The following is a 25,027-nucleotide window of genomic DNA, read 5'->3' as shown; positions in this document are numbered from 1 at the left end:
CGACGCATCCCCCGGGGCCGGTGCTACGGGCCCCTGCGCATCCCGCCCGGGCGGTAAGGTCGCCCGCTGATGCCCTTGGCCGGGTTGCCTTGCCCGCCGCGCCCTCGGCGCGTCTCCATCTCGTTCCAGATCCCCTGCCTGGCCGAGGCCTGCAGGAACCGGCGAGCGGCCGGAAATACCTCCTGCTCCTCGCACTCGACGTGGCGATGGTGCGCGGCGCGCAGGTCCTCGATGAGCTGGGGGATCGTCTCCACGGCCTCGGGGCCGCCGTCTCTGTCGATCGCGGCGCGCAGCGCGTCGATCGCGCGCTGTTGCGCCTTGTGCTCCTGCCGGAGGCGCTCGAGGGTCGGCGCGATCGCCTCGAGCACCGCGAGCCGCGGGTACAGCGAGCGCTCCTCGTCCTCGCGATGCCGGCTCATCGACCGCTCGAAGTAGGACACCACGCTGGAGAGACCCTCGAGCGCGGCGGCGCGCCCGCGCGGCTCGCTGAGCGCCCGCGCGGCGCGCGCGAGATCGTTCAGGTTCTCTTCCAGGCTCCGGTGAGCGGCGGTGAGCTTCTCGAGCGGATCGTTCCGGTCATCGGACATTCATCGATGATCGAACGACAAGGCGCACGCGTGGAAGCCCTTTATTTTTCCGCGCGCTGTTGGCGCGCAGCGTCGCGCGCTCCGCGCTGGTCATCCGACCAACTCGCCACCTGACCAGCGGAGACCCCATCGCACATCCGGCGCCGGTCATCCCGCGCGGGATCGCTGGCGCGTTCTACGGAAGGCCCGCGTTGCGGGGCAGATCGAGGTGCAGCACGGGCGCAAGCATCTCGCGCGCGAGGTGCACCTCGAGCAGGTCGATCACGGGGCTCTTCGACACCGCGCGGAGACGCTCGTCCGCGCCGGCATCCCCCGCCGCCTTCCTGGCCATCGCCGTGTAAAATTGCGCTTCCACCCGCTGCGCCGCGCTCCGGGCGAGCCTGCCGAGATCCGCGTCGTTGAGCCCACCGTTCGCCCAGGCCGCGAGCTTTCCCGTCCAGGACGCGCGGCTCGTCGCGCTGTCCAGCGCGCGGCCCGCTGTGCCGTCGGTCGCGACGCCGAGGGCGCGCTCCAGCAGCAGGACCCAGAGCCCGCCGTAGACGAGATCCTCCTCGTCCACGTTCGCCTCGAGGCCGCGCTTCAGCGCGCGCCGCGCGGCGGGGAGATCGCGCTCCACGAGCGCGCGCCCCACGGCGTCGAGCATCGTGGCGCCGAGCTGCGGCGGCTCGGCCGCCACCAGGGCGAACGCCCGGTCGTACGCCCGGGTCGCGCCCTTCTCGTCGCCATAGCCGTCGAGGATGCGCCCGAGCAGCCGCTCCGTCCGCGCCTTCGCGCCGGGATCCCGGGCGCGCTGCCGGGTGTCGAGCGCGGCGGCGAGCGCCGCGTCGAGCGACTCCTTCGCCCGGTCCTGCGTGCCAGCGTCGCGGTGGAGCTCGAACGCGAGCAGGTGCGCCTGGATGATCTCGAGCGGCGCGCTGCGCGCGTCCGGCGCGCCCAGCGCCCGCCGCACGTCCTCGAGCGCGGCCTGGGGCTCGCCGGACTGCCGCTCGGCCATCGCGAGCAGCGTGAGCCCGTTGACCGTCGGCTCGGCCGCCGTCGCCGCGCGGAGAAGCGGCAGCGCGGCCACGAGGTTGCCGGCCCGCAGCTCGACCGACGCCATGAGGGAGCGGACGCGCGCGCCCGACGGATCGAGCGCGCCGCCGCCGCGCGCCGCCCGATCGGCGAGCACGAGCAGCGGCCCCGCCGCGTTGTAGGTGCGCCGGGCGGCCTCGAAATCGTCGTTCGACGCCTCCTCCGAGAGCGCGCTCAGCACGAGCCCGAGCGCGGCCCCGAGCGCGCCGGGGCTCGGCCGGTCGCCGAGCGCGCCGGCGATCACGAGCGGCGTCGCCTCGGACATGCCGAGGCGGATCATCACCTGGGAGAGGAGCGTGGCGCTGTCGTAGTTCAGCGGGTCGCGCCGGTAGGCCTCGAGGGCCGCGCCCCAGATCGCCCCGTCGAGCAGATCCTGCCGCATCCCGGTCTCCGCGTCGCGCTCCTGCGCCTCGTGCTGCGCGAAGGCGGCGGCGAGCGCCTGCCACGAGACCGCGTCGTCGTCGGTGGCGGCGGCCTTGAGCCGCTGGTAGAGGCCCGGCGGGATCACCCGGCGGACGCTCGTGCGGTCGATCTGGTCGATCGCGCCCTTCGCGTCCCCGAAGCGGAGGAACAGCGCCGCCAGGCTCGCGCCGCCCGACTCCAGCGCGCGCGCCGCCTCGACCGCCTCCTCGCGCTCCGGCCTCGCGCCGCCTTGCCGGTACTCGATGTTGAACTCGATCGCCCGATCGATCCACGCCACGGTGGCGGCGGCCGCGCGCTGGATGGACTCCGCGCGGCCGTCGACGAGGGCGCGCGAGACGGCCGCGCGCTGATCCGCGCCGAGCTGCTCGAGCGGCCCGCCGGTGCGGGTCTCCTTCATCCATTGCTCGAGCGCGGCGAGGTGCTCGTCGCTCTCGGCGCGGGCCCGGCTCCCGCTCGGCAGCGCGGCGGAGCGGAGCTCCATGAGGGCCCGCACCCGCCCCTCGTCGCCGCGCGGGCTCAGCCGCTCGATCGCGCCGGCGATGGCGCGCTCGCCCACGGCGTCGATCATCTCGGCGCGCCCCTCGCCTGGACGGACGAGGGAGAGCGCGCCGAGGACGCTGTCGACGGCCCTGTCGGGCTGCCCCGCGTTGAAGCGCCCCGCGGCGTGCGCGAGCTGCCTGCGGACCACGCCGATGAGCAGGCCGGTGCGCTGCGGGCTCTGCTTGCCGTCGCGCACGATCGTGTACAGGCTGGCGGAGAAATCGGCGTCGCGGACCTCGACGGCAGCGACGCGGCCCTCGGCGCCTGGCGGCCCCTTCGCCCCCGGCGAGCCAGAGGCCGCGCAGGCGACGGGAGAGAGCGCGAGGGCGAGCGCGGCGAGACCCCGAGCGAGACGGCGCCGAGGGAACAGGGGCGGCAGCGACATTGCGAGCCAGTGTACACGGGGGAAGCGTGCGCGCATCCCCTCGGGGGCCGCTCCGTCTCCGGCGCTACCGCGAGCCGTCGCCGAGCTTGCGGCCGAGCAGCTTGGAGGCGAGCGTCTCGCCGAGCTCGCTCATCATCAGCTGCTCGACCACCGCCTCGGTGCCGGCGCGCTCCGCGTCGCTCGCGTACTGGAACTCGATCCCCATCCCCGCCGGAGCCGACTCCGTCGCCTCGGCGGGCGTGACGATCCACTTCACCCGCCCGCGGAGGCGGAGCGGCTCGGTCAGGTTCCGGATCGAGAGGGCGAACACGAACTCGGTGCCGATCGCGAGCGGGCGATCCGTCCGGATGAACGTCCCGCCTTTCGAGATGTTGCGCGTGTAGTCGGCGAAGAACGTATTGAGCCGTTTGTACTCTACGCTCAGCTCGATCGCGGCGCGCTGGGCTGAGCGGCGGTCAGCATCCGTCACGGGACCCACCCTACCACGGCGCATGCGGGCCAGAGTAAAGTCGCCGGCCATGGGACTCGGTGGGGTCAGGGCCGCGCTGGCGGCCGGGCGAAACACGATCGACGCGACGCTCGCCGCCGGCCGGGCGGTGACGCAGGCAGGGCTCCTCGCCGCGCTGCGTTGGCCGGGGCTCAGGGTGCTCGCGCGCGAGCTCGCGAGGGGCAAGGCGAACCCGTCGCTCCTGTTCCGCTTCCACGCCGAGAACAGCCCGCACCGGATCGCCGTGATCGAGCCGCGAAGCCTCGCAAGCCTGGCGTCCCGCGCGGAGGAGCGAGGCGCGGGGCCGCCGGCCGAGGATCGGGTCTACTCCTTCTTCGCCCTGAACGAGGCCATCGATCGGCTGGGCTACGCGCTCGACCGGCGCGGCGTCGGCCCGGGCGTCACCGCGCTGCTCGCGCTCAAGAACCGCCCCGAGTTCCTGATGTGCCAGGTCGCGCTGGCCCGCGTCGGCGCGTCCGTGGTGACGGCCTCGTGGCGATCGACCCCCGCGGAGCTCGCCTACCTCGCCGGCCACTCCGGGGCGCGCCTGCTCCTGTTCGACTCGGACATCGCCGGCGTGATCCGCGAGGCCGGGCCGCGGCTCGAGGGGATCTCGCCCGAGGAGATGATCGCGATCGGCGAGCGCGTCCCGGGCTTCTCGCACCTCGACGACGTCCTCGCCGCGTTCGACGATCTCGCCGCCGAGCGGGGCGCCTCGCCGGATCGGAGCGAGCGCGCCGCGGTGGTGATGTACACGTCCGGCACCACCGGCAAGCCGAAGGGCGCGGTGCGCGGCTTCGGCGGCGGCATCGTCCTGCCGGCGCTCGGGGCCATCGGCGCGACCCCGATGCGCGCGGGGGACGTGCACCTCGCCGTGTGCCCGCTCTACCACCTCACGGCGCTCGGCTTCGTCAACCTGTCGCTCATCGTCGGCGCCACGATCGTGATCCTCCCGGAGTTCCAGCCCGAGCTCTTCCTCGAGGCGATCCAGCGGTACCGCGTGACCACCACCGCGGTCGTCCCGACGATGCTCCACCGCGTCCTCGAGCTCGGCGAGGCGCGGCTCCGCGCCTACGACACGTCGTCGCTCACCGCGATCTTCGTGGGGGGCGCGCCGCTCTCGCCGACGCTCGCGGCGGAGGTGATGGCGGCGTTCGGCGACCGGCTCTTCAACTTCTACGGCGCGACCGAGACGGGCATCGTGACGATCGCGGGCCCCGAGGATCTGCGCGCCTCGCCGGGCACCATCGGTCGCCCCGTCGCCGGCAGCGAGCTGCTGCTCCTGCGCGAGGACGGGACGCCGTGCCGGGACGGCGAGGTGGGCGAGCTTTACGTGAGGAGCTCGTTGCTGGTCTCCGGCTACCACAGGGATCCCGGCGCCACGCGCGAGTCGACGCGCGACGGCTACTTCTCTGTCGGCGACCTCGCCCGCCGCGACGCGCGCGGCTGCTACCACCTCGAGGGCCGCAAGCGGGACCTCATCATCTCGGGAGGCGAGAACGTGTACCCGGCCGAGGTGGAGTCGGTCCTCCACGAGCACCCGGCGGTCGCCGAGGCGGCCGTGGTGGGCGTCCCGGATCGCGACTTCGGGGAGCGCGTGCGCGCGATCGTCGCCCTGCGCCCCGGCGCGGCCGCGAGCGAGGGCGACATCAGGGCGCACTGCCGCGCGCGGCTCGCGGGCCCGAAGGTCCCGCGCGAGGTCGTCTTCGTCGGCGCGCTGCCGCGCAACCCGACGGGCAAGGTGATGAAGCGCGAACTCGCCGGGCCTGAAGGGAAATCAGCGGATTAGGCGGCCCGGTAGCCGCTGTCCCGGGAGGGCGATCGATGCTATTTCGCACGTCGTGCGGGATCCGTACGAAGTATTGGGCGTCGAGCGTTCCTCGACGCAGGATGAAATCAAGAGCGCCTTCCGGCGGCTCGCCGGCCAGCACCATCCCGACAAGAACCCGGGGGATCAGGGCGCGCACGTCCGCTTCAAGGAGCTGAACGCGGCCTACCAGATCCTGAGCGATCCGCAGAAGCGCGCGGCGTTCGATCGGTTCGGCCCCGCCGCCGTCGGCGCCTCCGCCGGCTCGGGGGTCCCGGGCGTGCCCTTCGACATGCAGGACCTCAACCTCGACGCCATCTTCGGCGATCTCCTCGGCGCCCTGGGCATCCGGGTCGGCGACCGCGGGACGCTGCAAAAGGAGGTGCGGATCACCTTCGAGGAGGCGGCGTTCGGCTGCGCGAAGGAGATCACCTACGATCGCGTCGAGCCGTGCGGCGACTGCGCCGGCTCGGGCTCCGCGCCGGGCGCGTCGACCGAGCGCTGCTCGGCGTGCTCGGGCCGCGGCCGCGTCCGGATGCAGCAGGGGATGTTCCCCATCGCGATCGAGCGCCCCTGCGGGCGGTGCCGCGGCACGGGGCGGATCGTGACCGACCCGTGCAGGACGTGCCGGGGCGCCGGCCTCGCTGCGAAGCAGAAGACCATCGAGGTGACGATCCCTCCGGGCGTGGAGAACGGCGCGACGCGGCTCGTGGAGCGCGGCGGCAACGCCGTCCGCTCCGACCGGGGGCCGGGCGATCTGGAGCTCACCATCCGCGTCTCGCCGCACGAGCTCTTCCGCCGCGTCGGCGACGACGTTGTGTGCTCCGTGCCGATCTCGTTCGCGCGCGCGGCGCTCGGCGGCGAGCTGGAGATCCCGACGCTGGAGGGGAAGGGCCGGCTCCGCATCCCCCCGGGCACGCAGCCCGGCGCGGTGCTCCGGATCAAGGGCAAGGGCATACCGCGCCGCGTCGTGGGCGGGCGCGGCGACCAGCTCGTCGAGGTGAGCGTCGAGGTGCCGACGCAGCTCACCGCGCCGCAGCGGGAGCTCATCGCGCAGCTGGCGAAGGAGCTCGGCGAAAACGTGCAGCCTCAGCAGGCCACCTTCATGGAGAAGCTGAAGGGGCTGTTTGGTTGACCTGGCGCGCGGCCGCGCGCGATCCTCCGCGCTGTGCTGAACGCCGAGGCACGAGCCCTGCCTCGAGCGCCTGAGCCGACATGGCGACGGAGGGATGGGACATGGACAAGGCGAAGTTCATCGACGTCCTGAGCGACTCCACCGGAGAGACGGCGGAGAAGGCCGTGCGCGCCGCGCTCCTCCAGTACCCGGACGCGGGGGTGCAGATCCGCCTCCACACCCGGGTGCGCACGCCGGAGGTCGCGCGGCCGGTGCTCGAGCGCGCGGCCCGGGAGGGCGCGCTCGTCGTGTTCACCGTGGTCAGCCCCGAGCTGCGCGAGTTCGTGCACGCGTCCACCGCCGAGCTGAACATCGAGGCGATCGATCTGATCGGCTCGCTCATCGTCCGGCTCGGCACCTTCCTCGACCGGGAGCCGATCAACCTGCCGAGCGCGATGCTCCCGCTGAGCGAGGAGTACTTCCGGCGCATCGAGGCGGTGGAGTTCGCGGTGAAGAGCGACGACGGCAAGGAGCCGCGGAACTTCAGGAGGGCCGACATCGTCCTCGTCGGCGTCTCGCGCACATCGAAGACGCCGCTGTCGACGCTGCTCGCGCAGCGCGGCCTCAAGGTCGCGAACCTGCCCCTGGTGCTCGGTGTCCCGCCGCCGCTCGAGCTGATGGAGGCTCCGCAGGATCGGGTCATCGGCCTGACCATCGGGATCGATCAGCTCTGCGAGATCCGGCAGGCGCGGCTGCGCCAGCTCGGGATGCCCTCCGAGACCAACTACGCGATGCGCGAGCACGTCCGGCAGGAGCTGGACTTCGCGAACCGTCTCTTCGCCGCGCACCCGGAGTGGCCGGTGGTCGACGTCACCCGGCGGGCCATCGAGGAGACGGCGGTGATCATCCTGGAGCACCTGAAGGAGCGCGACGAGCGCGCCAAGGTCGCGCGCTCGTCGCTCGTGTGAGGCCGCGCGGCTCCAGCGGGGTCAGCTCACGATCTTGAGGGCGCGGCCGACGAGGACCTCGTTGTGGCTTCCGGTCCTGTACCCGCCGAGATCGAGCGTCACGTACCGGAAGCCGTGCCGCTTGCCGGCGGCCACGATCTCGGCGCGCACGGGCGGCTCGGCGGCGCGCGCGAGCTCGCCCGCGTCGAGCTCGATGCGCGCGAGGTCGTCGTGGTAGCGGACGCGGACCTGGCGGAAGCCGAGGCCGCGCAGCGCCGCCTCGAAGCCGCCGATCTGCGCGAGCCGCTCGCGCGTGACGCTGGTCCCGTAAGGGATCCGGCTGGAGAGGCAGGCCGCGGCCGGCTTGTCCCAGATGGGCAGGCCGACGCGCGCCGCACCGGCGCGCACGTCGGCCTTGCTGAAGCCGAGCTCGACGAGGGGGCTCAGCACGCCCGCCTCCCGCGCCGCCTCCAGCCCGGGGCGGTAGTCGCCGAGGTCGTCGGTGTTGGTGCCGTTCACGATCGCCGCGATCGCCCACTCGGACCGCTTTCGCGCGGCGATCCGGTAGAGCTCGCTCTTGCAGTGGAAGCAGCGATCCGGGTTGTTCGCGACGTAGCGCGGATCGTCGATCTCGGACGACTCGACGAGCCGGTGGTCGGCGCCGATCAGCCGGGCGATCGAGGTGGCCTCTTCCTTCTCGGCCGGCGCGAGGCTCGGGGAGACCGCGGTCATCCCGACGGCCCTCGGGCCGAGCTCCTGGTGCGCGACCGCGAGGACGAAGGCGCTATCGACCCCGCCGGAGTAGCAGACGAGGACCGAGCCGAGCTCCCGGAGCCGGGCGCGCAGCCCGGCGAGCTTGGGATCGATGAGCGAGCCCTCGGGCGTGGACGACAGCGCGGACATGGCGATCCTCCCTTTACCACAAGCCGCGTTCCGCGCCGGCCGGCCCGGCGTCCGCCAGGTTACTTGCGGTCCGAGCGCCGGTTCTGACACGCTGCAGGGCGAGATGGACCCGAAGAGGAAGCAGGCCGCCCGCACCTCCCTGCCGTTCGCGCTCGCGGCGGCGCTCGCGGCCGCCGCGTTCGCTGGCCAGGGGTGCAGCGACAACCGGCTGCCGCCGCGGGAGCTGCCGCGCGCCGAGGAGCAGCGCGCGCTCCCGCGATGGTACCCGGAGAAGCCCTGGTCGGAGCAGGGCGGGGAGAGCCAGGTCTACATCGAGGGCAAGATCGTCTTCGACACGAACAAGGCGACCATCCGGCCGGGCAGCGAGAAGACGCTGGAGACGCTGCTCCAGTTCATCAAGGAGCACCCCGAGGTGACGCGGCTGCGGATCGAGGGGCACACGGACGCGCAGTCGAGCGAGGAGCTCAACCAGTCGCTCAGCGCGCGGCGCGCCCTCGCGGTCGCCGACTGGCTGGTCGATCACGAGGTCGAGAGCGACCGGCTGATCGCGGTGGGCTTCGGCGAGTCGCGCCCGCTCGGGCCGAACGAGATCGCGGCAGGCCGCAGCGAGAACCGGCGGGTCGAGTTCCACGTGGCCGAGGTGAACGGGCGCCCCTTCCTGGGGCAGGACCCGTACAGGGGCGGCCTGGCGCTGGAGGTGCTGAGCCTCGAGCAGCGCAAGCAGCGCGCGGAGCAGGCAGCGCAGCTCAAGGCGCCCCCGCCCCGCAAGGGCTTCGTGGCGACGGGCGACGAGATCAAGCCGGTGCCGGTCAAGCCGCGGGCCACGTCGGAAGCGCAGGAGGGCGAGCCCCCCGCGCCGAGCGCGCCGGCCAAGGAGAGCGCGCCGCCGCGCGACGGCGGCGGCGCGGCGCCCGCGGGCGGGGGCTGAGCGACGTCAGGGCGAGGCGCCCGCGGGGGGCTGAGCGACCTCAGGGCGAGGCGCCCGCGGGGGGCTGAGCGACCTCAGGGCGCGAGGTGCCGCGCGCGCGGCGACCGCGTCCGGTAACGCTCGAGGAGCGCGAGCGTCGCGTCGAGCGACGCGCCGTACGGGAGCACGTTTCCCTTCGGCGTGGCGTACTCGAGGTAGAGGTTGTCGTCCGTGGACACGATCGGCCCGCCGTCCTCGGCCGCATCGGCGACGAGGCGGTCGAGATCGTCGTCCGATGCCACGAGGGCGTCGAGGAGGTCCTCGAGCCGCGCGCCGGCGAGCGTCGCCTGGAGCGACGGGCGCGCGTCGAGCCCGGCGAGGCGCGCCCCCGAGGCGACGAGCGGCGCGCCGCTCGCGACGAGGATGCCCTGCGCGCCGCCCACGAACAGCGCGACGTGCGGGAACGCGCTGCGCATCGTCCGCACGACGACGGCGAGCTCGCGCCGCCGGATGTGGTGGAGCTGCACCCATTGCTGCAGGACGCCGCCCTCGGTGAGCCGGGACCGGGCGAGCTCGTAGAACTCGTGGCTGTAGAGGCTCGCGGCGCCCGCGAACCAGACGCTGGTGAGCTCGATGGCGATGAGATCGTAGCGGCCCGGGGCGGCGACGAGCAGCTCGTTCCTGCCGTCGTTGAGCGAGAGGCGGACGCGGGGATCGTCGAGCGCGCGGAGGCTCGGGCCGGCGAAGAAGCGCCGCGACGCCTCGACGATCGCGGGCGAGATCTCGGCGACGTCGATGCGCTCGAAAGGGTAGGCCGCGATGGTGCCGGTCGTCGTGCCGGTGCCCAGGCCGATGACGAGCGCGGCGCGCGTGTCGCGGAGGAAGAGCGACGGGAAGTGCGCGAACCGCCGCTGCGCCGTCATCTCCGGGCCGTCGTCGCCCTGGAACTTGCCGTTCGTGTACATCGTCGTGACGCCGGCGAGGTGCGCGACCGTGGTGACGCCGCCGTGCACGTCCTCGCGCACGAAGTCGATGCGCTCGGGGCGCGGCCCCATGGCGAAATAGACGTTCGCGCCGCTCGTGAGGCGGGCCATGTCCCAGCGGGGCGCGAGCACGGCGAGCGCCCCCGCCGCCGCGGCCAGCGCGAGGGCGCGGGGGAGCTCCGCGCCGGCGCGCGCGGCGGCGAGGACGGCCGTGAGGGCGAAGGCGAGCGCGATCGCCAGGAGCGCGCGCTCGGAGCCGAGCGCGGGCAGGATGAGGTAGCCGGTGACGATGGAGCCGGCGATCGTGCCCAGGGTGTTCGCGGAGGTCAGCCTGCCGACGCGCGCGGCGACGTCGGCGTGCGCGGCGGCGCGCGCGAGGAGCAGGGGGAAGGTGGTGCCCATGCAGAGCGTGGGCAGCGCGAGGATCGCGAGGGCGGCGAGCGCGCGGCACGCCTCGCGGCCGGCCCACCCGTCGACGTGCTTGCCGGCGAAGGCGAAGAGCCGCGGGAGCTGGTCCCAGAGCGGGACGGTGGCGGCGAGCGAGAGCGCGGCGGCGGCGAGCCCCCGGGAGAGCGCGCCCTCGCCGTGGCGGCGCGCGAGGGCAGGCGAGCGCGCGGCGCCGGCCGCGAGGCAGACGAGAAAGACAGCGAGCATCAGCCCGAAGGCGTAGGCGCTGTTGCCGATGAGCAGCGCGAGCAGGTGCGTCTGGACCACCTCGGCGGCGAAGACCAGGAAGCCCGACGCGAACGCGAGCAGGAGCAGGAACGGCGGTTCGGCCCGGCCGGCGGCGGCGAGGAGCGGGGCGTCCGCGGAGCGGGCCTCGGAGATCTCGGGGGAACGCGGCTCGGGAGCCTCGGGGGAACGCGGCTCGGGGAAGCGCGCCTCGGGGGCGGCAGCGGGCGCCGGGCCGCGCAGCCCGGCGGAGATCGCGACGACGCCGAGGGCGACGTTGGCGATCGCCGCGGACCAGAGCGCGCCCCGGATGCCGAGGTGCGGGAGGACCACGTAGGCGCCGGAGAGCGCGCCGGCCGCGCCGCCCGCCGTGTTGATGGCGTAGAGCGAAGCCAGGCGGCGCGCGGCGTCGTGCTCGGCGGGGGGCGCGCCGCCGTCCGCCGCGGCGCCGGCGCGGAGGATGCGCGAGAGCACCGGGAGCGTGGCGCCCATCGCGACCGTGGGGACGACGACCACGAGCGCGGTCAGCGCGGCGCGCGCCGCGGTGAGCAGCGCGAGCGAGTCGGGCGCGGCGCGGGCGACGGCGACGTAGGCCGAGGTCAGCGCCTCGAACAGGAACGGCGAGACGGCGCAGATCGCGCCGACGATCGCCTCGAGCGCGCCGTAGACGACGAGCGGGCGGCGCGCGGACGCGGCGTGGCGGCCGCCGAGGTGCGCGCCGAGGGCGAGGCCGCCCATGAAGGCGGCGAGGACCGTGCTCACGGCATACGCGGTGGCGCCGAAGACGTAGGCGAGCAGCTTGGAGAAGGCGACCTCGTAGAGGAGGCCGGTCGCGCCGGAGACGAAGAACAGGGCGGCCACGAGCGGGAAGCGGGAGCGCACGGGCGCGCACGCTAGTACAGGCGCCCGACGAGCAGGCACCTCAGAGCGCCGCGCGAGATCTCCCTGGCCAGGCGGCCGAGGGCGGGCGCGCCGCGCCGTCCTCGGCGGCGCCCCTCCGGCGAGCCCGGACGCCCAAGGAGCGCCGGCGCGACTGGCGCCACGACAGGTCGGGCCGCTTGATCCCCGGCGTGGTCGCCCAGCGCCGCCCCGCCCTCGCTCGACCGCCCTCGCCGCGGAGCTCCGCTTCATGACGGCGCCGCCGGCCTTCGGGATGCCCTCGCCACCCGCCCACGGCGGCGCGGCGATCGAGCTCGACCGCGTGAGCCGCAGCTTCGGCGCGCAGATCGCCGTGCGCGCCGCCTCGCTCCGCCTCGCGCCCGGCGCGCTCCACGCGATCATCGGCGAGAACGGCGCCGGCAAGTCCACGCTCCTCAAGCTCGCGGCCGGCGTGCTCGCGCCCGACGCCGGCGTCGTCCGCGTCGCCGGCGCCGCGCTCCGGCCGGCGACGCCCGCCGAGGCCGCCCGCCGCGGCGTGGGCATGGTCCACCAGCACTTCATGCTCGTCGGGAGCTTCCTTGCCCTCGAGAACGTCGTGCTCGGCTGCGAGCCCGTGCTCCGAGGCGGGCGGCTCGACCTCGCCGGCGCCCGCGCCCGCGCCGGCGCGCTCATGCAGGCCGCGGGGCTCGAGATCCCGCTCGACGCCATCACCTCGTCGCTCACCGTGGGCGAACGGCAGAAGCTCGAGATCCTGCGGGTGCTCTACCGCGGCGCCCGGGCGATCCTGCTCGACGAGCCGACGGCCGTGCTCTCCCCGCTGGAGGCCGACGCGCTGTATGCGACCCTCCGGCGCCTCGCGCGCGAGGGCCGCGCGGTCGCGGTCGTGACCCACCGGCTCGACGAGGTGATCCGGTTCGCGGACCACGTCACCGTGATGCGCCGCGGGCAGGTGGTGCTCTCGCGGCCCGCGATCGGCTGGTCCACGGACGCCGAGGGAGAGCTCACCCGCGCGATCATGGGCGGCGAGCCGCCGCCTCGGGTCGAGCGGCCGCCGCTGCCAGAAGGCGCGCCCGCGGCGCTCGAGATCGCGGGGCTGACCGTGGCCGGCGCCGGTGGCCAGCGCCTGCTCGACGGCGTGACCCTCACGGTGCGCGCAGGGGAGATCGCCGGCGTGGCGGGCGTCGAGGGCAACGGCCAGCGCGAGCTCGTGCGCGCCCTCGCCGGGATGGAGCCACGCGCGGCCGGCCGCGTCGCCGTCGGCGGGGTCGAGCTCTCCTCGTGGGGCATCCCCGCGCGACGGGCCTGCCTCGGCGTGGTCCACGAGGATCGCCACGCCGAGGGGCTGCTCCTCGACGCGTCGGTCGGCGACAACCTCGTCCTCGGCGACCTCGCCGCGCTGCCGCGCGGCGCCCGCGGCCGCGACGCCGAGGCGGCCCTCATCGCGCGCCGCATCGCCCGCTTCGGCGTCGTGCCGCCCGATCCGTCCCGCCTCGCGGGCGAGCTCTCCGGCGGCAACCAGCAGAAGATCGTTGTCGCGCGGGCGCTCGATCGCGTCGCGCCGGCGGCGCCCGGCCCGGGCGAGGCCACCCGGGCGCCGCGCCGCGCGGCCGCGATCCTCGCCCAGCCGACCCGGGGCGTCGACGTCGGCGCCGCCGCCGTGATCCACGGGGCCATCGCCGAGGCCGCCAGGGCGGGGCTCGCGGTCCTCGTGATCAGCGCGGATCTCGGCGAGCTCCGGCGGCTCTGCCACCGGATCTTCGTGATGCGCAAGGGCAGGATCGTCGCGACGCTCCCGCCCGCGTGCTCCGACGAGCAGATCGGGCGCGCGATGCTCGGCGTGGAGGCGGCGTGAGCCCGGCCGGCGAGCGGCCCGGCCCCGCGCGCTGGCGGCGCCGCCTGCGCGGCCTCCAGGGGTCGGCCCTCCCCGCGGCGCTCGTGCTCGGGGGCATCCTCCTCGCCCTGAACCTCATCTCGTTCGGCTTCGGCGAGGCCCCCGTGTCGACGCTGCGCCGCGCCTTCGAGGGCACGTGGGGCACCCCGTACGGCGTCGGCCAGGTGCTCTTCAAGGCGACCCCGCTCCTCTTCACCGGGCTCTCCTTCTCGATCGCGCTCCGCGCGGGCCTCTTCAACATCGGCGCCGAGGGGCAGGTGACGATGGCGAGCCTCGCGGGCGCCGTGGTCGCGGCCGAGCTCCCTGCGCGCACGCCGTGGCTCGTCGCCGTCCCGGCGTCGATCGCGTGCGCCGTGGCCACGGGCGCCGCCGTCGCGCTCGTCCCGGCGGTCCTGCGCGCGCGCCTCGGGGCCCACGAGATCATCAGCGGGATCATGATGAACCGCGTCGCCGACGTGCTCGCGCCGTGGCTGCTCGCGTCGGTCTTCAGCAGGGCCGCGATGCGCACCGCGGACGCGATCCCCGCGGCGAGGCTGCCTCGGCTCGAGCGCCTCGTCCCCGCGCTGCACGGCAGCGCCGCGAGCGTCGCCTTCCTCCTCGCGGTGGCGCTCGTGTTCGCGGCGCACCGCGCGCTGTCGCGGAGCCGCGCGGGCCGCGAGGCGCGCTTCGTGGGGCAGGGCGCCGAGGTCGCGCGCGCGGAGGGCATCGACGTGCCGCGCCGGCGCCTCGAGGCGATGCTCGCCGCCGGCGCCGTGGCGGGCGCCGCCATGACCGCGACGACGCTCGGCTACAAGGGGTACTACGAGGTCGGCCTCGGCGCGGGCGCGGGCTACGCCGGCATCCCGGTCGCGCTGCTCGGCCGCGGGACGCCGCTCGGGCTCCTCCTCGCCGCCGTGCTCTTCGGCACCCTCGAGCAGGCCGGCCTCGCCATCAACGCGCGCGTGCCGAAGGAGGCGATGGACGTGCTGGAGGCGCTGGCCATCGTCCTCGTCGCCTCCGCCACGGCGCGCGGGGGCCGCTCCGGGGAGGCGCCCGCGTGAGCGCCTCCGCCCTGGTGATGTTCGCCGAGACGCTGCGGATCGCCGCGCCGTACGCCTGCGCGGCGATCGGCGGCATCTGGGCGGAGCGCGCGGGCATCGTCCAGATCGGCCTGGAGGGGGTGCTGCTCGCCGCCGCGTTCACCTCGGTGGCGGTCGCCCACGCGACCGGAAGCGCGGCCACGGGCCTCGCTGCCGCGATCGCCGCGGGCGCAGCCCTGTCGCTCGGCCACGCCCTGCTCGTCGAGCGCGCCCGCGTGGACCCCGTCGTCAGCGGCATCGCGATGAACCTGCTCGCCTACGCCGGGACGCGCCTCCTCCTGCGCGGTCTGTACGACAGCGCCTCGAGCTCCCCCTCGATCGAGGGCTTCCGCGCCGGCCCGACCGGGAGGAGCGGCGTGGCGCTGCTCGCGCGCGTGCTCCTCGATCCGGTCTCGATCGCGGCGGCGCTCGCGATCGCGGCGACGCCGCTCTGGATCGCCCGCACCCGCTTCGGGCTCCGGGTGCGCGCCGCGGGCGAGAACCCGGCCGCGGCCGCCGCGGCGGGCGTCCCCGTGACCCGCGTCCGCTGCGCCGCGCTCGCGCTGTCCGGCGCGATCTGCGCGATCGGCGGCGCGCACCTCGCGTACGACCAGCGCCGCTTCGACTCCGGCATGTCGAACGGCCGCGGCTTCATCGCGCTCGCGGCCGTCGTCGTGAGCGGCCTCCGCGCCGGCCGCGCGGCGCTCGCGTGCCTCCTGTTCGGCGCGCTGGAGGCGCTGCAGATCGCGCTCCAGTCCGCGGCGCGGGGGGCGTCGCGCGCGGGCGATCTTGTGCAGCTCCTGCCGTACGTCGCGACGCTCGTCGCGCTCGGGCTCGCGGCCCGCCGCGCCGCGCGGTGAGCGCGCGGAGCCGAGATCGCCTCGCATGCGCCCGCCCGGCCCTCGGGCGCGCCGGGTCGAACGAGCGCCGCGCCGCCCCGTCACCAGCCGAGCCGCTGCAGCCGCTCCCTGGCCCCCTTCACCCCGAAGATCGTCTCTTCGCCGGGCGGCACGACGGGCGCGAGCAGCACCGCCGCGAGCACCGCGGTGACGACCAGCGGCGCTCGCGCGTCGTCGCCGGCGATCGGCGGCTCTCGCACCTGCCAGACCCGCCGCGCCCGCGCGAGCAGCGCGTCGAACCCGCGCCCGCCGATCGCCCGTACCCCCGCCGCGGCCGCCGCTCGCACGAGCGGCGCACGATCCAGCGGCACCGTCATGACGAGCACGCGGCTCGCCGCGCGCAGCGTGGACAGCGTGGAAGACGATGAAGAGGAGGTGCGCGCGATGTCCACCTCGACGGCGTCGGCCATCGGCGTGGTCCCCGACGGGTACGCCTTCTTCTGCACGAGCGTGAGCTCCGCTCCGAAGAAGACGCGCGCCTGATGCGCCCAGCGGTGCTCGTCGATCCTCGCCTCGGGCTCCGGCGACAGGAGCGACCAGCCCTCGCTCGGAGGGAGCAGCTCGATACGTCCTTCCGCCCACCCGCTGCCGTCGAATTCCATACGCGCGCCCGCTGCCACGGTAATCCCTGGTTTGACCTGGTCCGGATCGCACGAATGCGCGGCCGGTGGTCTATAGTTCGTGCCATCTAGGGTAAAGGTGAGCCCTGCATGCCGAAGTCCGATCAGGCGTCGGAAGAGCAAGGCCTGGCTGCCCTGAGGGCGGCCCTCTTTGTACACCGACGCGCGCCGCTCTCCCGTCTGCTCGCTCGCCGAGGGCTCGGTCCCTACCGCGGGTACGGCGAGCTCCTGGAAGCGATCGACCGGCTCGCCGACCGCGGAGCGCAAGTCACGCTGATCGGGCGCTCGATCCGGGGCGAGCCGCTGCTCGCCGTTCACCTCGGCGCAGCCAGCCTGCCCGCTGCGCGCGCCGAGAAGCAAGCCGCGGGCCGCATGGCGCCGAGCGGCCACGGAGGACGGAGCGTCGCGAACGGCATCTCGCTCCGCCCGCTCGATCCCGATCTCAATCTCAGTGGCACGCCGGATGCCAATGCGGATGCCGATGGCAGCCGCGCGCCGGGCGGCGCGGACGATCCGGCGGCGAGCGACGCCGCCATCGCTTCGCTGGCCGAGCGCGCCGAGCGCGCCAGCCTGCGCCCCTCGACGGGAGCCGGGTCGCGCGAGCGCGTGCGGACGACGGTGATCCTGTCCGGGATCCACCCCCTCGAGTGGATCGGCATCGAGGCCCACCTCGCGCTGCTCGATCGCCTCGCGACCCAGGACCTCGGCGGCCGGTCGATCCTCGCCGTCCCGATCGTGAACCCGGACGGGCTCCTCCGCGTCGAGATGAACCTCCGCGCCGGGCGACACCGGTACGTGCGGGGCAATGCCCGGGGCGTCGACCTGAACCGGAACTTCGATGCCGGATGGTACGAGCGCGGCCTCATCCAGCGCTTCATCGGGCTCCTCTTCTCGCCCGGCAGCCGCCCCGCCAGCGAGCCGGAGGTGGAGGCCATCGCGCACGCGCTGTCCTCGCGCCGGATCGACCGCGCCCTGTCGCTGCACAGCGCCGGCGGCGCCGTGCTGTACCCACCGGCGCACAGCCTCTGGCCCGTGGCCGACGCCGCCGAGCACCGCGCCTTCGCGCTGCGCGTCGCGCGCGCCGCGGACCGCAGGCCGTACCGCGCCATGTCTCACGTCCGCTTCGCCTGGGGCGTCCGCAAGGCGGGCCTGGAGATCGACTGGCTCCACGATCGCCACGGGGCGCTGTCGCTCCTCGTGGAGTGCTCGCGCGGCAAGCTCGGCCTCCGGCCGTCGCGCCTCGTCGAGCCGTTCGCCTGGCACAACCCCCGCCGGCTCGACGACGCCACGCCGCCGCTCGTCGACGCACTCTTGCCCTTCGTAAAGGGCGCGCGCGCCTAGAGCGGCCCGCTCAGAGCTCGATGGGCTCGCTGACGGGGATCTTCTGGAGGCCTAGGAGGACGCCTAGGGCGGCGAAGCTCGCCGCCATCAGGCCGTACGCCGCGAGCGCGCGGTGCTCGATCAGCCAGCCGGCGCCGATGGGGCCGATGATCTGCGAGATGCTTGCGAGCGACTGGCTCACGCCGAGCGCCGCGCCCTGCTCGTCGCGGCCGACGCTCTTCGTGAGGAGCGTTGTGACGGCCGGACGGACGACCGCCGCGCCGAACGCGGCGATCCCCACGAGCGTCAGCAGCACGGGCAGGGTGTACGCGACGCCGAGCAGGCCGTAGCCGACGACCATCGTGCCGAAGCCGAGCAGCGCGAGCCGCTCCTCGCCGTACCGCTTCGCCAGCCGGCCGATGAGGCCGCCCTGGATGCTGCCGCCGATGAGCCCGGAGAAGGCGTAGAGGTAGCCCGTCTCCTTGACGCCGAACGCGAAGCGCCGCTCGAGGAAGAGCGCGAGGCCGCCGATGAGCGTCGAGAAGGAGAGGGAGAAGGCGAAGAACTCGAGCAGCCGGCGGCGCGGGAGCGGTCGGTCGAAGTACCGGCGGAAGGCGTCCCCGCGGCGCATCGACGCCGGCCGGGCGGCCCCGGTGGCCGCCCCTTCCTGGGCCGCAGGCAAGGGCGGCTTCGCCGGGAGCAGCGTGGCCGTGAGGAGGACCGACAGGAGCGACAGCACGGCCGCGCCGTACGCCGGCGCGCCGTAGCCGAAGCGGCTCGCGAGCTCCCCCGTGATGGCCGGGCCGAGAAGGAACCCGGAGCCGAAGGCGATGCCGATCAGGCCGAACGCCTTGGTGCGCTCCTCGGGCCGGGTCACGTCGCTGATGTACGCCTGCGCGATCGTCAGGTTCCCGGCCGTGAGCCCGTCGATGATCCTCCCGAGGAAGAGCATCCAGAGCGAGCTCGCCGAGCCGATCACCAGGAACCCGATGAACGTGCCGGTCTGGCTCGCGAGCAGCGTCGGCTTGCGGCCCACCCGGTCGGAGATCCGGCCGAGGATCGGCCCGGAGACGAGCTGGCAGACCGCGTAGCTCGCCGCGAGCACGCCGACCACGAGCTCGCTGGCGCCGAAGTGCTCGGCGTAGAACGGGAGGAGAGGGAGGACGAGCGTGAGGCCGAGGACGTCGACGAAGACGGTCAGGAAGATCGGCAAGAGCGGCGAGCGGCGCATGGTGGCTTTCGGTGGCGATGGACTGCGGTGGCGGCCGCCGGCGATCCGGGCCGGCGATGGCCTGGCCTCTGGACGGGCGCCTGGACGGCGTTGTCCTCATGACGCATCTGCGCCGCGGCGGGTACCCTCCAGCGCGCGTCCAGCGCTCGTGCGGGGCACGGGCCGGCCGCGGGCGGGTCCCGGGGGCCGCCCGGGCCGCGGCTCAGCGCTCCGGCGGGGCGACCGCGCGCGGGTCGGGAGAGCGGAGCGCGAGGGTCATCTGGATGTCATCGAGGATGGCGCCGTCGACCCGGAACGCGTCTTCCCGGGTGCCGATCGGGACGAACCCCATCCCCGCGTAGAGCCGCCTGGCGCGCTGGTTGTTGGCGAAGACGCCGAGGTCGAGGTACTCGAGGCCCGCCTCGTCGCGGGCCCAGGCGATCGCGGTCTCGAGCAGGCGCCGGCCGTGGCCCTGCCCTGTGTGGGGGCCGAGGATGCCCATCGCGACGACGGCGCGGTGGCCCTCGGACCAGACGCGGCCGCCGCGCAGCTCGATGTGCCCGATGACGCGCGCCCGCGGCTCGCTCGACCGGAGCAGCCAGGCCCGCCCCCAGAGCGGCTCGTCGAGCGCCTTGCCCCAGCGGTCGCGCGCGCTGTGCTCGACCTCGTCGCGGCTGAGCGACGTCGCGACGGCGAAATGGGGCACTCCGCGCCGGCCGGACTCGGCCACATGCTCGATGAGGTAGATGGCGAAGGCCCGCGCGTCCGAGCGCTGGGCCGGGGCGATGGCGTGGAGGGAGGCGGAAGGGATCATGCCGCGGCGCGCGCGGCGCCATGGAGAGCGTAGTGCCGCCCTGGCGCCCGCGCGACCTCCAACGGCAGCAGGGCGGGCTCGGCAAGGCGAGCTCGGGCCGGAGGGTCGCGGCCGTCCGGCGCCGCCGCAGGGCGTCACCAACGTGAACGTTTACGTAATCGTGGTCGTGGTCGTGGTCGTGGTCGTGGTCGTCAACGTTAGGCCGTGAACGACCACGGCCACGACCACGTAAACGTTCACGACTACGACCACGTAAACGTTCACGACCACGACCACGTAAACGTTCACGACCACGACCACGTAAACGTTCGGATGGTAGGAGAACGCGGCGCGAAGCTTGGTTAACGCCTAGGAGGGGAGAGGCGAAGAAGAGAGGAGCGCGGGGCCCCGGTACGGGGCCCCGGCGTGGGGAGGCGCGGATCAGTCGGGGAAGATGCCCAGCTGCTCCGGGTCGGCGAGGCCGAACTGGGCCATCATCTTGAGCAGGTAGTCAGGCACCGACTTGTAGCCCTTCAGCTCGTACGCGTAGTGGTTCTTGTAGATGGTGAGCTGGGTGCAGTTCGCGTTGACGTTCTGATCGCACGGCGGCACCTCCTTGAGGTCGCCGACCGCGGGAACGTCCTTGATCGCCGGATCCGGGATGATGATCGCGGTGCCGTCCGGGTGGTACGTGATCATCGCGCGACCGTACTTGTTGAAGCCGGGGCCGTAGTCGCCGACGTACGCGGGATCCGCGGGGATGCTGTCCGCCGGGTTGCCCGGCTGCGCCTCGTGCCTCGGGTCGAGCTGGTAGCCCTTCGCGGTGAGGGCGTTGGCGTACTCGAGCACGCGGGCCGCGATGCCCTTCTGCACCCACCTGCCGCCGGAGCCCTCGCAGGCCGCCCTGTTCTTGCCGGCCCCGAAGAGGCACTCCATTCCGTACGTGCGGGCGTAGTAGATCTGCCCGGACGTCGGGTCCTGCCACTCGATGCGCTGCTCGATGCCCGGGTCCGCGTCGTTGCCGAGCCGGTAGATACGCATCATGTCGAGCCAGTTCGTCTTGCCGTTCGCGGGGATGTTCGCGAGCGTCCACGCGATCAGGAACTTCTGCACCTCCCAGCCGATCTGCGGATCGACCGCGATGGTCCGGTCCACGACGGCCGGGTCGAAGTCGCCGCCGGTGTAGTTCGTGCAAAGGTTCTTCCCGTCGGTCGGGAAGCAGACCTTCGGCCCCTCGTTCGGCCACCAGCTGACCCAGCCCATCGCACGCGCCGGGAACTCCTTCGCCAGCGGGTCGGGATCCTTGCTCTCCTTGTCGAGCAACGGGAGGCCGTCCTCGCCGGCCTCGAGGCGAGGCGCCAGGAGCGAGCGGTCGCCGGTGAGGGCGTTGGCGAGCACGCGGCGGTAGCCCTCGGGAAGCACGTCGGCCATGCCGACCGCGCGGAAGCGGGCGTCGTAGAAGTCGCGGCGGGACTGGCTCACGAACCGGTCCTCCGACTCGGAGAGCAGGATCGCCGTGTGGATCTTGTCGTAGTAGCTGCCCGCGTTGAACGAGTAGTCGGTGTCGAAGTCGCCGTGGTCCTCCGAGTTCCTGTTCTCGAGCGGATGACCGCCGAACCCGACGTCCTTCAGGTAGCCGGTCGAGCCGTTCGGGATCTGCACAAGCACCGGGGTGTTGATCGTGCCGCCGAAGCCGCTGAAGTCCTCGCCGGCGCCGTAGTCGTCGCCGTCGTTGTTCGAGCGCAGGACGTTCCACTCGGACCACGGGCTGGACCGATCTTCGGCCTCCCAGTTGCGCAGGTAGTGCGGTCCCTCCTCCGGGCGGGCGAGCTGCCTCGCGAAGTGATCGAAGGCCACCGTCGCGGCCACGACGTTCTCCTGCAAGCTGCCCTCGATGAGGACCGGCCACAGCGTGTCGAACGACAGGCCCTGGTTCGTCGCGAGATCCTGGTAGATCGTCCCGTAGAACCCGATGCCGCCGGCGATGCCGAGCATCTTCTCGTTGTAGCGGCTGTAGGAGCGATCCGCCGCGGCGCGGACGCTGAACGTCGTGCGGTTGCGCCGGAAGTTGTCGAGGATGTGCCTGTTCTCCTGGGTGGTGATCAGGAACATCAGCTGCTCGTACGGGTCGGCGCCGTTGTCGTGACGGAAGACCGAGACGTTGCCGGTGTCGGCCCAGTTGTCGGTCGCGAACCCGTACGGCACGCGGACGCGGCTCTTGGCGTCGACCGCCGGGCCGCCGCGGAAGGAGCCGATCGCGGTCTCGCTGTCCTGCGGCTTGCGCAGCTGCGTCCAGCCGACGTAGTCGACAGGCTGCTGGCGGCAGCGCTTCGTCTCCCCGCCGACCGTGACGATGCCGCCGTCGAGGAGCGGGTGCCACTTGCCGTCGAGCTGCTCGTTCCACGTCGCGGGCGGGGTCGACTCCACGTCGTAGCAGTCGCGGATGACCTGGTACTGCGACTGCAGCTGGGAGTAGTGGAAGTCGTTGACGCTGGGCGCGTTCGTGGCGTTGCCCTTCGCGAACGTGCCGTACTTGATGCCGGCCAGCCCGCCGAAGTTGTCCGTCGCGGCGAGGAGCCCGCCGCCGACCCTGCCGCCGGCGAGGTATTTGCTGTCGCCGTTGTCGTAGACGCTCACGTTGTCGCCGTAGAAGAAGCGCGCGGCGGCGAAGTCGTAGACGCCCAGGCCCACCAGGTCCTGCGAGACGTCGCCCGGGTAGTCCATGACCGTGGAGTGCTGGAACATCCAGATCATGTTCTTCTGCTCTTCGTCCGTGATCGCGTCGAAGTAGCGAGGGCCGACGCACGCCTCCGGGCTCTCGTCCGCCTCACCCTTGCACTCCGCCTTGACCTTTCCGTTCTTCGTCCTGAGCTGCCAGTACTGGGGCCGGAAGAAGAGCGAGGCGTAGCTGCTCACGAAGTTGTGCCGGAGGCCGATGGAGTGCCCCATCTCGTGCGCGATGACCGCGTACTGGTAGCGGCGCTGGATGTACTTGAACATCTTCTCGTAGCGCCCCCGCCTCTCGTCGGCCGTCTCGCCGTCGCCGACGGGGAACTTCTCGCGGAGCGCCTCCGCGAGGCCCGTCATCGCCGAGGCCTCGGGGGCCTCGTGCAGGATGCAGGCGCCGCGCTCCGCGAGCGCGTTGTCGTGCATGCGGCGGAGCTGCGAGTGCATCTTCGGGTTGTTCATCGCGAACGGCGACGCCGCGTCCGCGAGCGGGCCGTCGATGGGCAGGCCGGCGGGGACGCCCGCGCGCTTCAGCATCGCCGGGTTCATGAGCTCCGACTCGGCGAGGCTGCCCCGGGCGGCCTTCATGCGGGCGCCCACGACCGCCTGTTGCGGGGAGGGGATGTCGCCCCGCACCGCGATGTCGGCGACCTTCGCCTTCATCGGCTCGATGAGCGCCTTGAGCTGGGGGGAGACGCCCTGCGCGACGAGGCCCGCGTACGCCTCGGCGTCGAGCTTCGTGGCGCTCGCGAGCCGCGACGTGACCTCCTGCTTCGTCATCGTGGGCCCCTGGCCGCCGCCGGACATGCGGCTCGCCTGCGCCCAGTCGCGGACGTACTTGCCGTCGGTGATATCGGCGGTCGGGATCTCGCCGTTGATGTAGCGGACGATGTCGACGAGCTGCTGCGCCGCGGAGTCGGTGACGTGGCTCCAGATGTTGATGCTGGCGGCCACCTTCTCGCCCGTGAGCGGGTCGTCGGCGTCGACCATGATGCCCCAGGGCGACGGGGTCTGCGGCTTCTCGACGATGAGCACGCTGTTGTAGCGGAGGTCGCCGAGCCGCGGGGCGACGCGCTCCTCGAGGGGAACGCTCGTGTCGCCGCAGGCGGGGTGATCGCCCTCCACGATGGGGTTGTGGCAGAGCACGATCACCGAAGGCTGCGTGACGACGCTCCCGATCGCGAGCGTCGCCGGGTCGCCGCCGCGCCGCTGAGCGAGCTGCTCCACGGCCTGCTTGACCTGGGCGTCGCACGCCGGCGCGTCCCAGCCCTGCTCGCGGCGGCACGCGTTCAGCGCGCGAGAGAGCGCGACGGCCTCGTCGATGTCGTCCTGCTGGCCCTTCCACATCGGGAACTTCGCCTCGCAGTCCTGGCCGCCCGTCTTCCGGCACTCGACGAGGCGCGAGGTCTGGATCGCGGTCTTCATCGCGAGATCCCACTCCTCGGTGGCCCACTCGGTCGCCTCGAAGATGTCCTCCGACGTGTTGCCGCCGACGTACCAGGGGATGACGACGGCCTTGCGCTCCGTGTAGGGCAGCGTGCACTTCTGCTTGTACACATCGCACTGCGAGCCCGCGCCGGCCGCGGCGCACGCGTCCGCGGTGCCGTCGCTGACGAGATTGCCGTCCTTGTCCCGCTCGTCCAGGTTGGGGTCCAAGGTTCCGTCTTTCGCGACGGGAGTCGTCTCCTCGGTCGCGCAGGCGATCGCGCCCTCCATCTCCTCGGGGTTCTCGTAAAAGTGGCTGCGCTCCCAGAGGTTGTAGCGGGCCGCGAAGCGCCGCCACTGGTTGTCCACGATCCCGTAGTTGCGCTCGTAGCCGTAGCGGGAATCGGCGGTGAAGATGCCGAACGCCTGGAACCTCACGCCGTCGACGTCGACCGGCTCGTAGTCGCTGTCGACCACCTTCTTGAACGACTGCCGGATCGTGATCTCGACCGGGTTGCAGTTGCCGTACGGGTCGGTGCCGCCCGCGAAGTCGCCCGGGAGCATGCAGGCCGGGAACTTGTCGATGCCCCAGCCGAGGCTCGAGAGGTCGAGCAGGACAGGCGTGGCGAACGCCTTCGTCGTGACGTCGAAGTAGCCGTTCTCGCCGTCGAACCGCGGAGCGTCGGCGGACGCGGGGTCGCTGACGTAATAGGCGAGCGGCTCGTACTCGACACCTCCGTAGAGGCCGACCTGCGACAGGGTGTCGAAGTTGTAGGCGTCGGTGGCCAGGTTGCGCGACCAGTCGACGCGGAAGTACTCGCGCTCGTACCAGAGCCGGTCGCTCGTGTTCTCGGAGATGACGTTGGACTCCTCGCCGGTCGACGGGTTGTACTCGCGGACGATGTCGAAATGCGACTCGATCGCGTAGCTCGCGACGATCTGGCCGTCGTTCGTCGTCTTCTTGGCGAGCCCGTTGTAGCTGTTGCCCTTGCCGTCGGTCCCCTCGATGCGCTCGTAAGCGAGCCGAGCGTTGAGCTGGTGCTCGGTGATCTCCCACTTGATCCGGGAGACGGGCTGAGCATAGGTCGACGTGAAGAGGCCATCTTGGGCTGCGCCGTACCCGACGTCGACGACCGTACCCCGCATGTAGAACTCGGGGTCATCGACGATGTCTTTCAGGTTCCCTCCAACGAAAAAGGACTTGGCGAGCGCATCGCTCTGCACCCTTCTGATGGACGGCCGCTCCTCGGCGCAGCCCGCCCCCACGACGGTCAGCGCGACGGTGCCGAGGAGCACCGCGCGCCTAAAAATTCGATTCATCAACGATCCTCCGGAAGCTGCCTGTCGAGATCGACGCACAAGCTGACCCTTCACGGCGC

Annotated in this window: 17 protein-coding genes; 8 read left to right on the top strand and 9 right to left on the bottom strand. The window is 73.2% G+C overall.

Going from position 1 to position 25,027, the window contains the following annotated elements:
• Positions 1-23: 23 nt before the first annotated feature.
• The 3 genes from WMF19_RS33060 to WMF19_RS33050 form a co-directional block, all read right to left on the bottom strand.
• Complete coding sequence (locus tag WMF19_RS33060; RefSeq protein WP_437894012.1) at positions 24-587, bottom strand: hemerythrin domain-containing protein; 564 nt, start codon at positions 585-587, stop codon at positions 24-26.
• 175 nt (positions 588-762) lie between these two features.
• Positions 763-3,006: a hypothetical protein gene (locus tag WMF19_RS33055; RefSeq protein ID WP_437323858.1), complete on the bottom strand. Its 2,244-nt coding sequence runs from the start codon at positions 3,004-3,006 to the stop codon at positions 763-765.
• Positions 3,007-3,070: 64 nt separating this feature from the next.
• Positions 3,071-3,475 carry a PilZ domain-containing protein gene (locus WMF19_RS33050; RefSeq protein ID WP_437894010.1) on the bottom strand — a complete coding sequence of 135 codons (405 nt, stop codon included), beginning with the start codon at positions 3,473-3,475 and terminating at the stop codon, positions 3,071-3,073.
• Between the two features lie 49 nt (positions 3,476-3,524).
• Here WMF19_RS33050 and WMF19_RS33045 point away from each other — a divergent pair, with 49 nt between their 5' ends.
• The 3 genes from WMF19_RS33045 to WMF19_RS33035 all read left to right on the top strand — a co-directional run bounded on the left by WMF19_RS33045 (position 3,525) and on the right by WMF19_RS33035 (position 7,382).
• Entirely contained in the window at positions 3,525-5,282 is a 1,758-nt protein-coding gene (locus WMF19_RS33045; protein WP_437894008.1) for a class I adenylate-forming enzyme family protein, read from the top strand.
• Between the two features lie 52 nt (positions 5,283-5,334).
• On the top strand, positions 5,335-6,435 hold the full coding sequence (gene dnaJ / locus WMF19_RS33040) for a molecular chaperone DnaJ (RefSeq protein ID WP_272094783.1): 1,101 nt from the start codon (positions 5,335-5,337) through the stop codon (positions 6,433-6,435).
• 101 nt (positions 6,436-6,536) lie between these two features.
• Complete coding sequence (locus WMF19_RS33035) at positions 6,537-7,382, top strand: pyruvate, water dikinase regulatory protein (protein ID WP_437894007.1); 846 nt, start codon at positions 6,537-6,539, stop codon at positions 7,380-7,382.
• A gap of 21 nt (positions 7,383-7,403) precedes the next feature.
• Here WMF19_RS33035 and larE read toward each other — a convergent pair whose 3' ends face one another.
• Positions 7,404-8,264 carry an ATP-dependent sacrificial sulfur transferase LarE gene (gene larE / locus WMF19_RS33030; protein WP_437894006.1) on the bottom strand — a complete coding sequence of 287 codons (861 nt, stop codon included), beginning with the start codon at positions 8,262-8,264 and terminating at the stop codon, positions 7,404-7,406.
• Between larE and WMF19_RS33025 the strand changes: the two genes are divergently transcribed.
• Positions 8,227-9,192 (top strand): OmpA family protein, encoded by a 966-nt coding sequence (locus tag WMF19_RS33025; protein WP_437894005.1) that lies wholly within the window; start codon positions 8,227-8,229, stop codon positions 9,190-9,192. The genes larE and WMF19_RS33025 overlap by 38 nt on opposite strands.
• A 74-nt stretch (positions 9,193-9,266) precedes the next feature.
• On the opposite strand, the gene WMF19_RS33020 is transcribed toward WMF19_RS33025, so the two are convergent.
• Positions 9,267-11,708 carry a fused MFS/spermidine synthase gene (locus WMF19_RS33020; RefSeq protein ID WP_437894004.1) on the bottom strand — a complete coding sequence of 814 codons (2,442 nt, stop codon included), beginning with the start codon at positions 11,706-11,708 and terminating at the stop codon, positions 9,267-9,269.
• A gap of 247 nt (positions 11,709-11,955) precedes the next feature.
• On the opposite strand from WMF19_RS33020, the gene WMF19_RS33015 reads away from it, so the two are divergent.
• The 3 genes from WMF19_RS33015 to WMF19_RS33005 are packed head-to-tail and all read left to right on the top strand — an operon-like array spanning position 11,956 to position 15,514.
• Entirely contained in the window at positions 11,956-13,557 is a 1,602-nt protein-coding gene (locus tag WMF19_RS33015) for an ABC transporter ATP-binding protein (RefSeq protein WP_437894003.1), read from the top strand.
• Positions 13,554-14,636, top strand: coding sequence for an ABC transporter permease (locus WMF19_RS33010; protein WP_437894002.1), 1,083 nt, complete (start codon positions 13,554-13,556; stop codon positions 14,634-14,636). Before WMF19_RS33015 ends, WMF19_RS33010 begins: the two co-directional genes overlap by 4 nt.
• On the top strand, positions 14,633-15,514 hold the full coding sequence (locus tag WMF19_RS33005; protein WP_437894001.1) for an ABC transporter permease: 882 nt from the start codon (positions 14,633-14,635) through the stop codon (positions 15,512-15,514). The genes WMF19_RS33010 and WMF19_RS33005 overlap by 4 nt, the downstream gene beginning before the upstream one ends.
• Positions 15,515-15,594: 80 nt before the next feature.
• On the opposite strand, the gene WMF19_RS33000 is transcribed toward WMF19_RS33005, so the two are convergent.
• Entirely contained in the window at positions 15,595-16,155 is a 561-nt protein-coding gene (locus WMF19_RS33000; protein ID WP_437894000.1) for a hypothetical protein, read from the bottom strand.
• A 108-nt stretch (positions 16,156-16,263) separates the two neighbouring features.
• Between WMF19_RS33000 and WMF19_RS32995 the strand changes: the two genes are divergently transcribed.
• Positions 16,264-17,514, top strand: a complete 1,251-nt coding sequence (locus WMF19_RS32995; protein ID WP_437893999.1) for a M14 family metallopeptidase — start codon at positions 16,264-16,266, stop codon at positions 17,512-17,514.
• A gap of 10 nt (positions 17,515-17,524) precedes the next feature.
• Here the strand turns inward: WMF19_RS32995 and WMF19_RS32990 are convergent, their stop codons facing one another.
• The 3 genes from WMF19_RS32990 to WMF19_RS32980 all read right to left on the bottom strand — a co-directional run bounded on the left by WMF19_RS32990 (position 17,525) and on the right by WMF19_RS32980 (position 24,968).
• Positions 17,525-18,724 (bottom strand): MFS transporter, encoded by a 1,200-nt coding sequence (locus WMF19_RS32990; RefSeq protein WP_437893998.1) that lies wholly within the window; start codon positions 18,722-18,724, stop codon positions 17,525-17,527.
• A 202-nt stretch (positions 18,725-18,926) separates the two neighbouring features.
• Positions 18,927-19,517 (bottom strand): N-acetyltransferase family protein, encoded by a 591-nt coding sequence (locus WMF19_RS32985; RefSeq protein ID WP_437893997.1) that lies wholly within the window; start codon positions 19,515-19,517, stop codon positions 18,927-18,929.
• 420 nt (positions 19,518-19,937) lie between these two features.
• Complete coding sequence (locus WMF19_RS32980) at positions 19,938-24,968, bottom strand: zinc-dependent metalloprotease (protein ID WP_437893996.1); 5,031 nt, start codon at positions 24,966-24,968, stop codon at positions 19,938-19,940.
• Positions 24,969-25,027: the final 59 nt, after the last annotated feature.

The organism is Sorangium sp. So ce124, from assembly GCF_051525235.1.
In the GTDB taxonomy this organism is placed as follows: domain Bacteria; phylum Myxococcota_A; class Polyangia; order Polyangiales; family Polyangiaceae; genus Sorangium; species Sorangium atrum.
This window is presented reverse-complemented; position numbering and strand designations above follow the sequence as displayed.

Coding starts and splice junctions, on each gene's coding strand:
- WMF19_RS33025 (WP_437894005.1), top strand. CDS start 8,227: ATGAGCGAGCCCTCGGGCGTGGACGACAGCGCGGACATGGCGATCCTC.
- WMF19_RS32985 (WP_437893997.1), bottom strand. CDS start 19,517: ATGATCCCTTCCGCCTCCCTCCACGCCATCGCCCCGGCCCAGCGCTCG.
- WMF19_RS32990 (WP_437893998.1), bottom strand. CDS start 18,724: ATGCGCCGCTCGCCGCTCTTGCCGATCTTCCTGACCGTCTTCGTCGAC.
- WMF19_RS33035 (WP_437894007.1), top strand. CDS start 6,537: ATGGACAAGGCGAAGTTCATCGACGTCCTGAGCGACTCCACCGGAGAG.
- WMF19_RS32995 (WP_437893999.1), top strand. CDS start 16,264: ATGCCGAAGTCCGATCAGGCGTCGGAAGAGCAAGGCCTGGCTGCCCTG.
- WMF19_RS33060 (WP_437894012.1), bottom strand. CDS start 587: ATGTCCGATGACCGGAACGATCCGCTCGAGAAGCTCACCGCCGCTCAC.
- WMF19_RS33045 (WP_437894008.1), top strand. CDS start 3,525: ATGGGACTCGGTGGGGTCAGGGCCGCGCTGGCGGCCGGGCGAAACACG.
- WMF19_RS33015 (WP_437894003.1), top strand. CDS start 11,956: ATGACGGCGCCGCCGGCCTTCGGGATGCCCTCGCCACCCGCCCACGGC.
- WMF19_RS33055 (WP_437323858.1), bottom strand. CDS start 3,006: ATGTCGCTGCCGCCCCTGTTCCCTCGGCGCCGTCTCGCTCGGGGTCTC.
- WMF19_RS33000 (WP_437894000.1), bottom strand. CDS start 16,155: ATGGAATTCGACGGCAGCGGGTGGGCGGAAGGACGTATCGAGCTGCTC.
- larE (WP_437894006.1), bottom strand. CDS start 8,264: ATGTCCGCGCTGTCGTCCACGCCCGAGGGCTCGCTCATCGATCCCAAG.
- WMF19_RS32980 (WP_437893996.1), bottom strand. CDS start 24,968: ATGAATCGAATTTTTAGGCGCGCGGTGCTCCTCGGCACCGTCGCGCTG.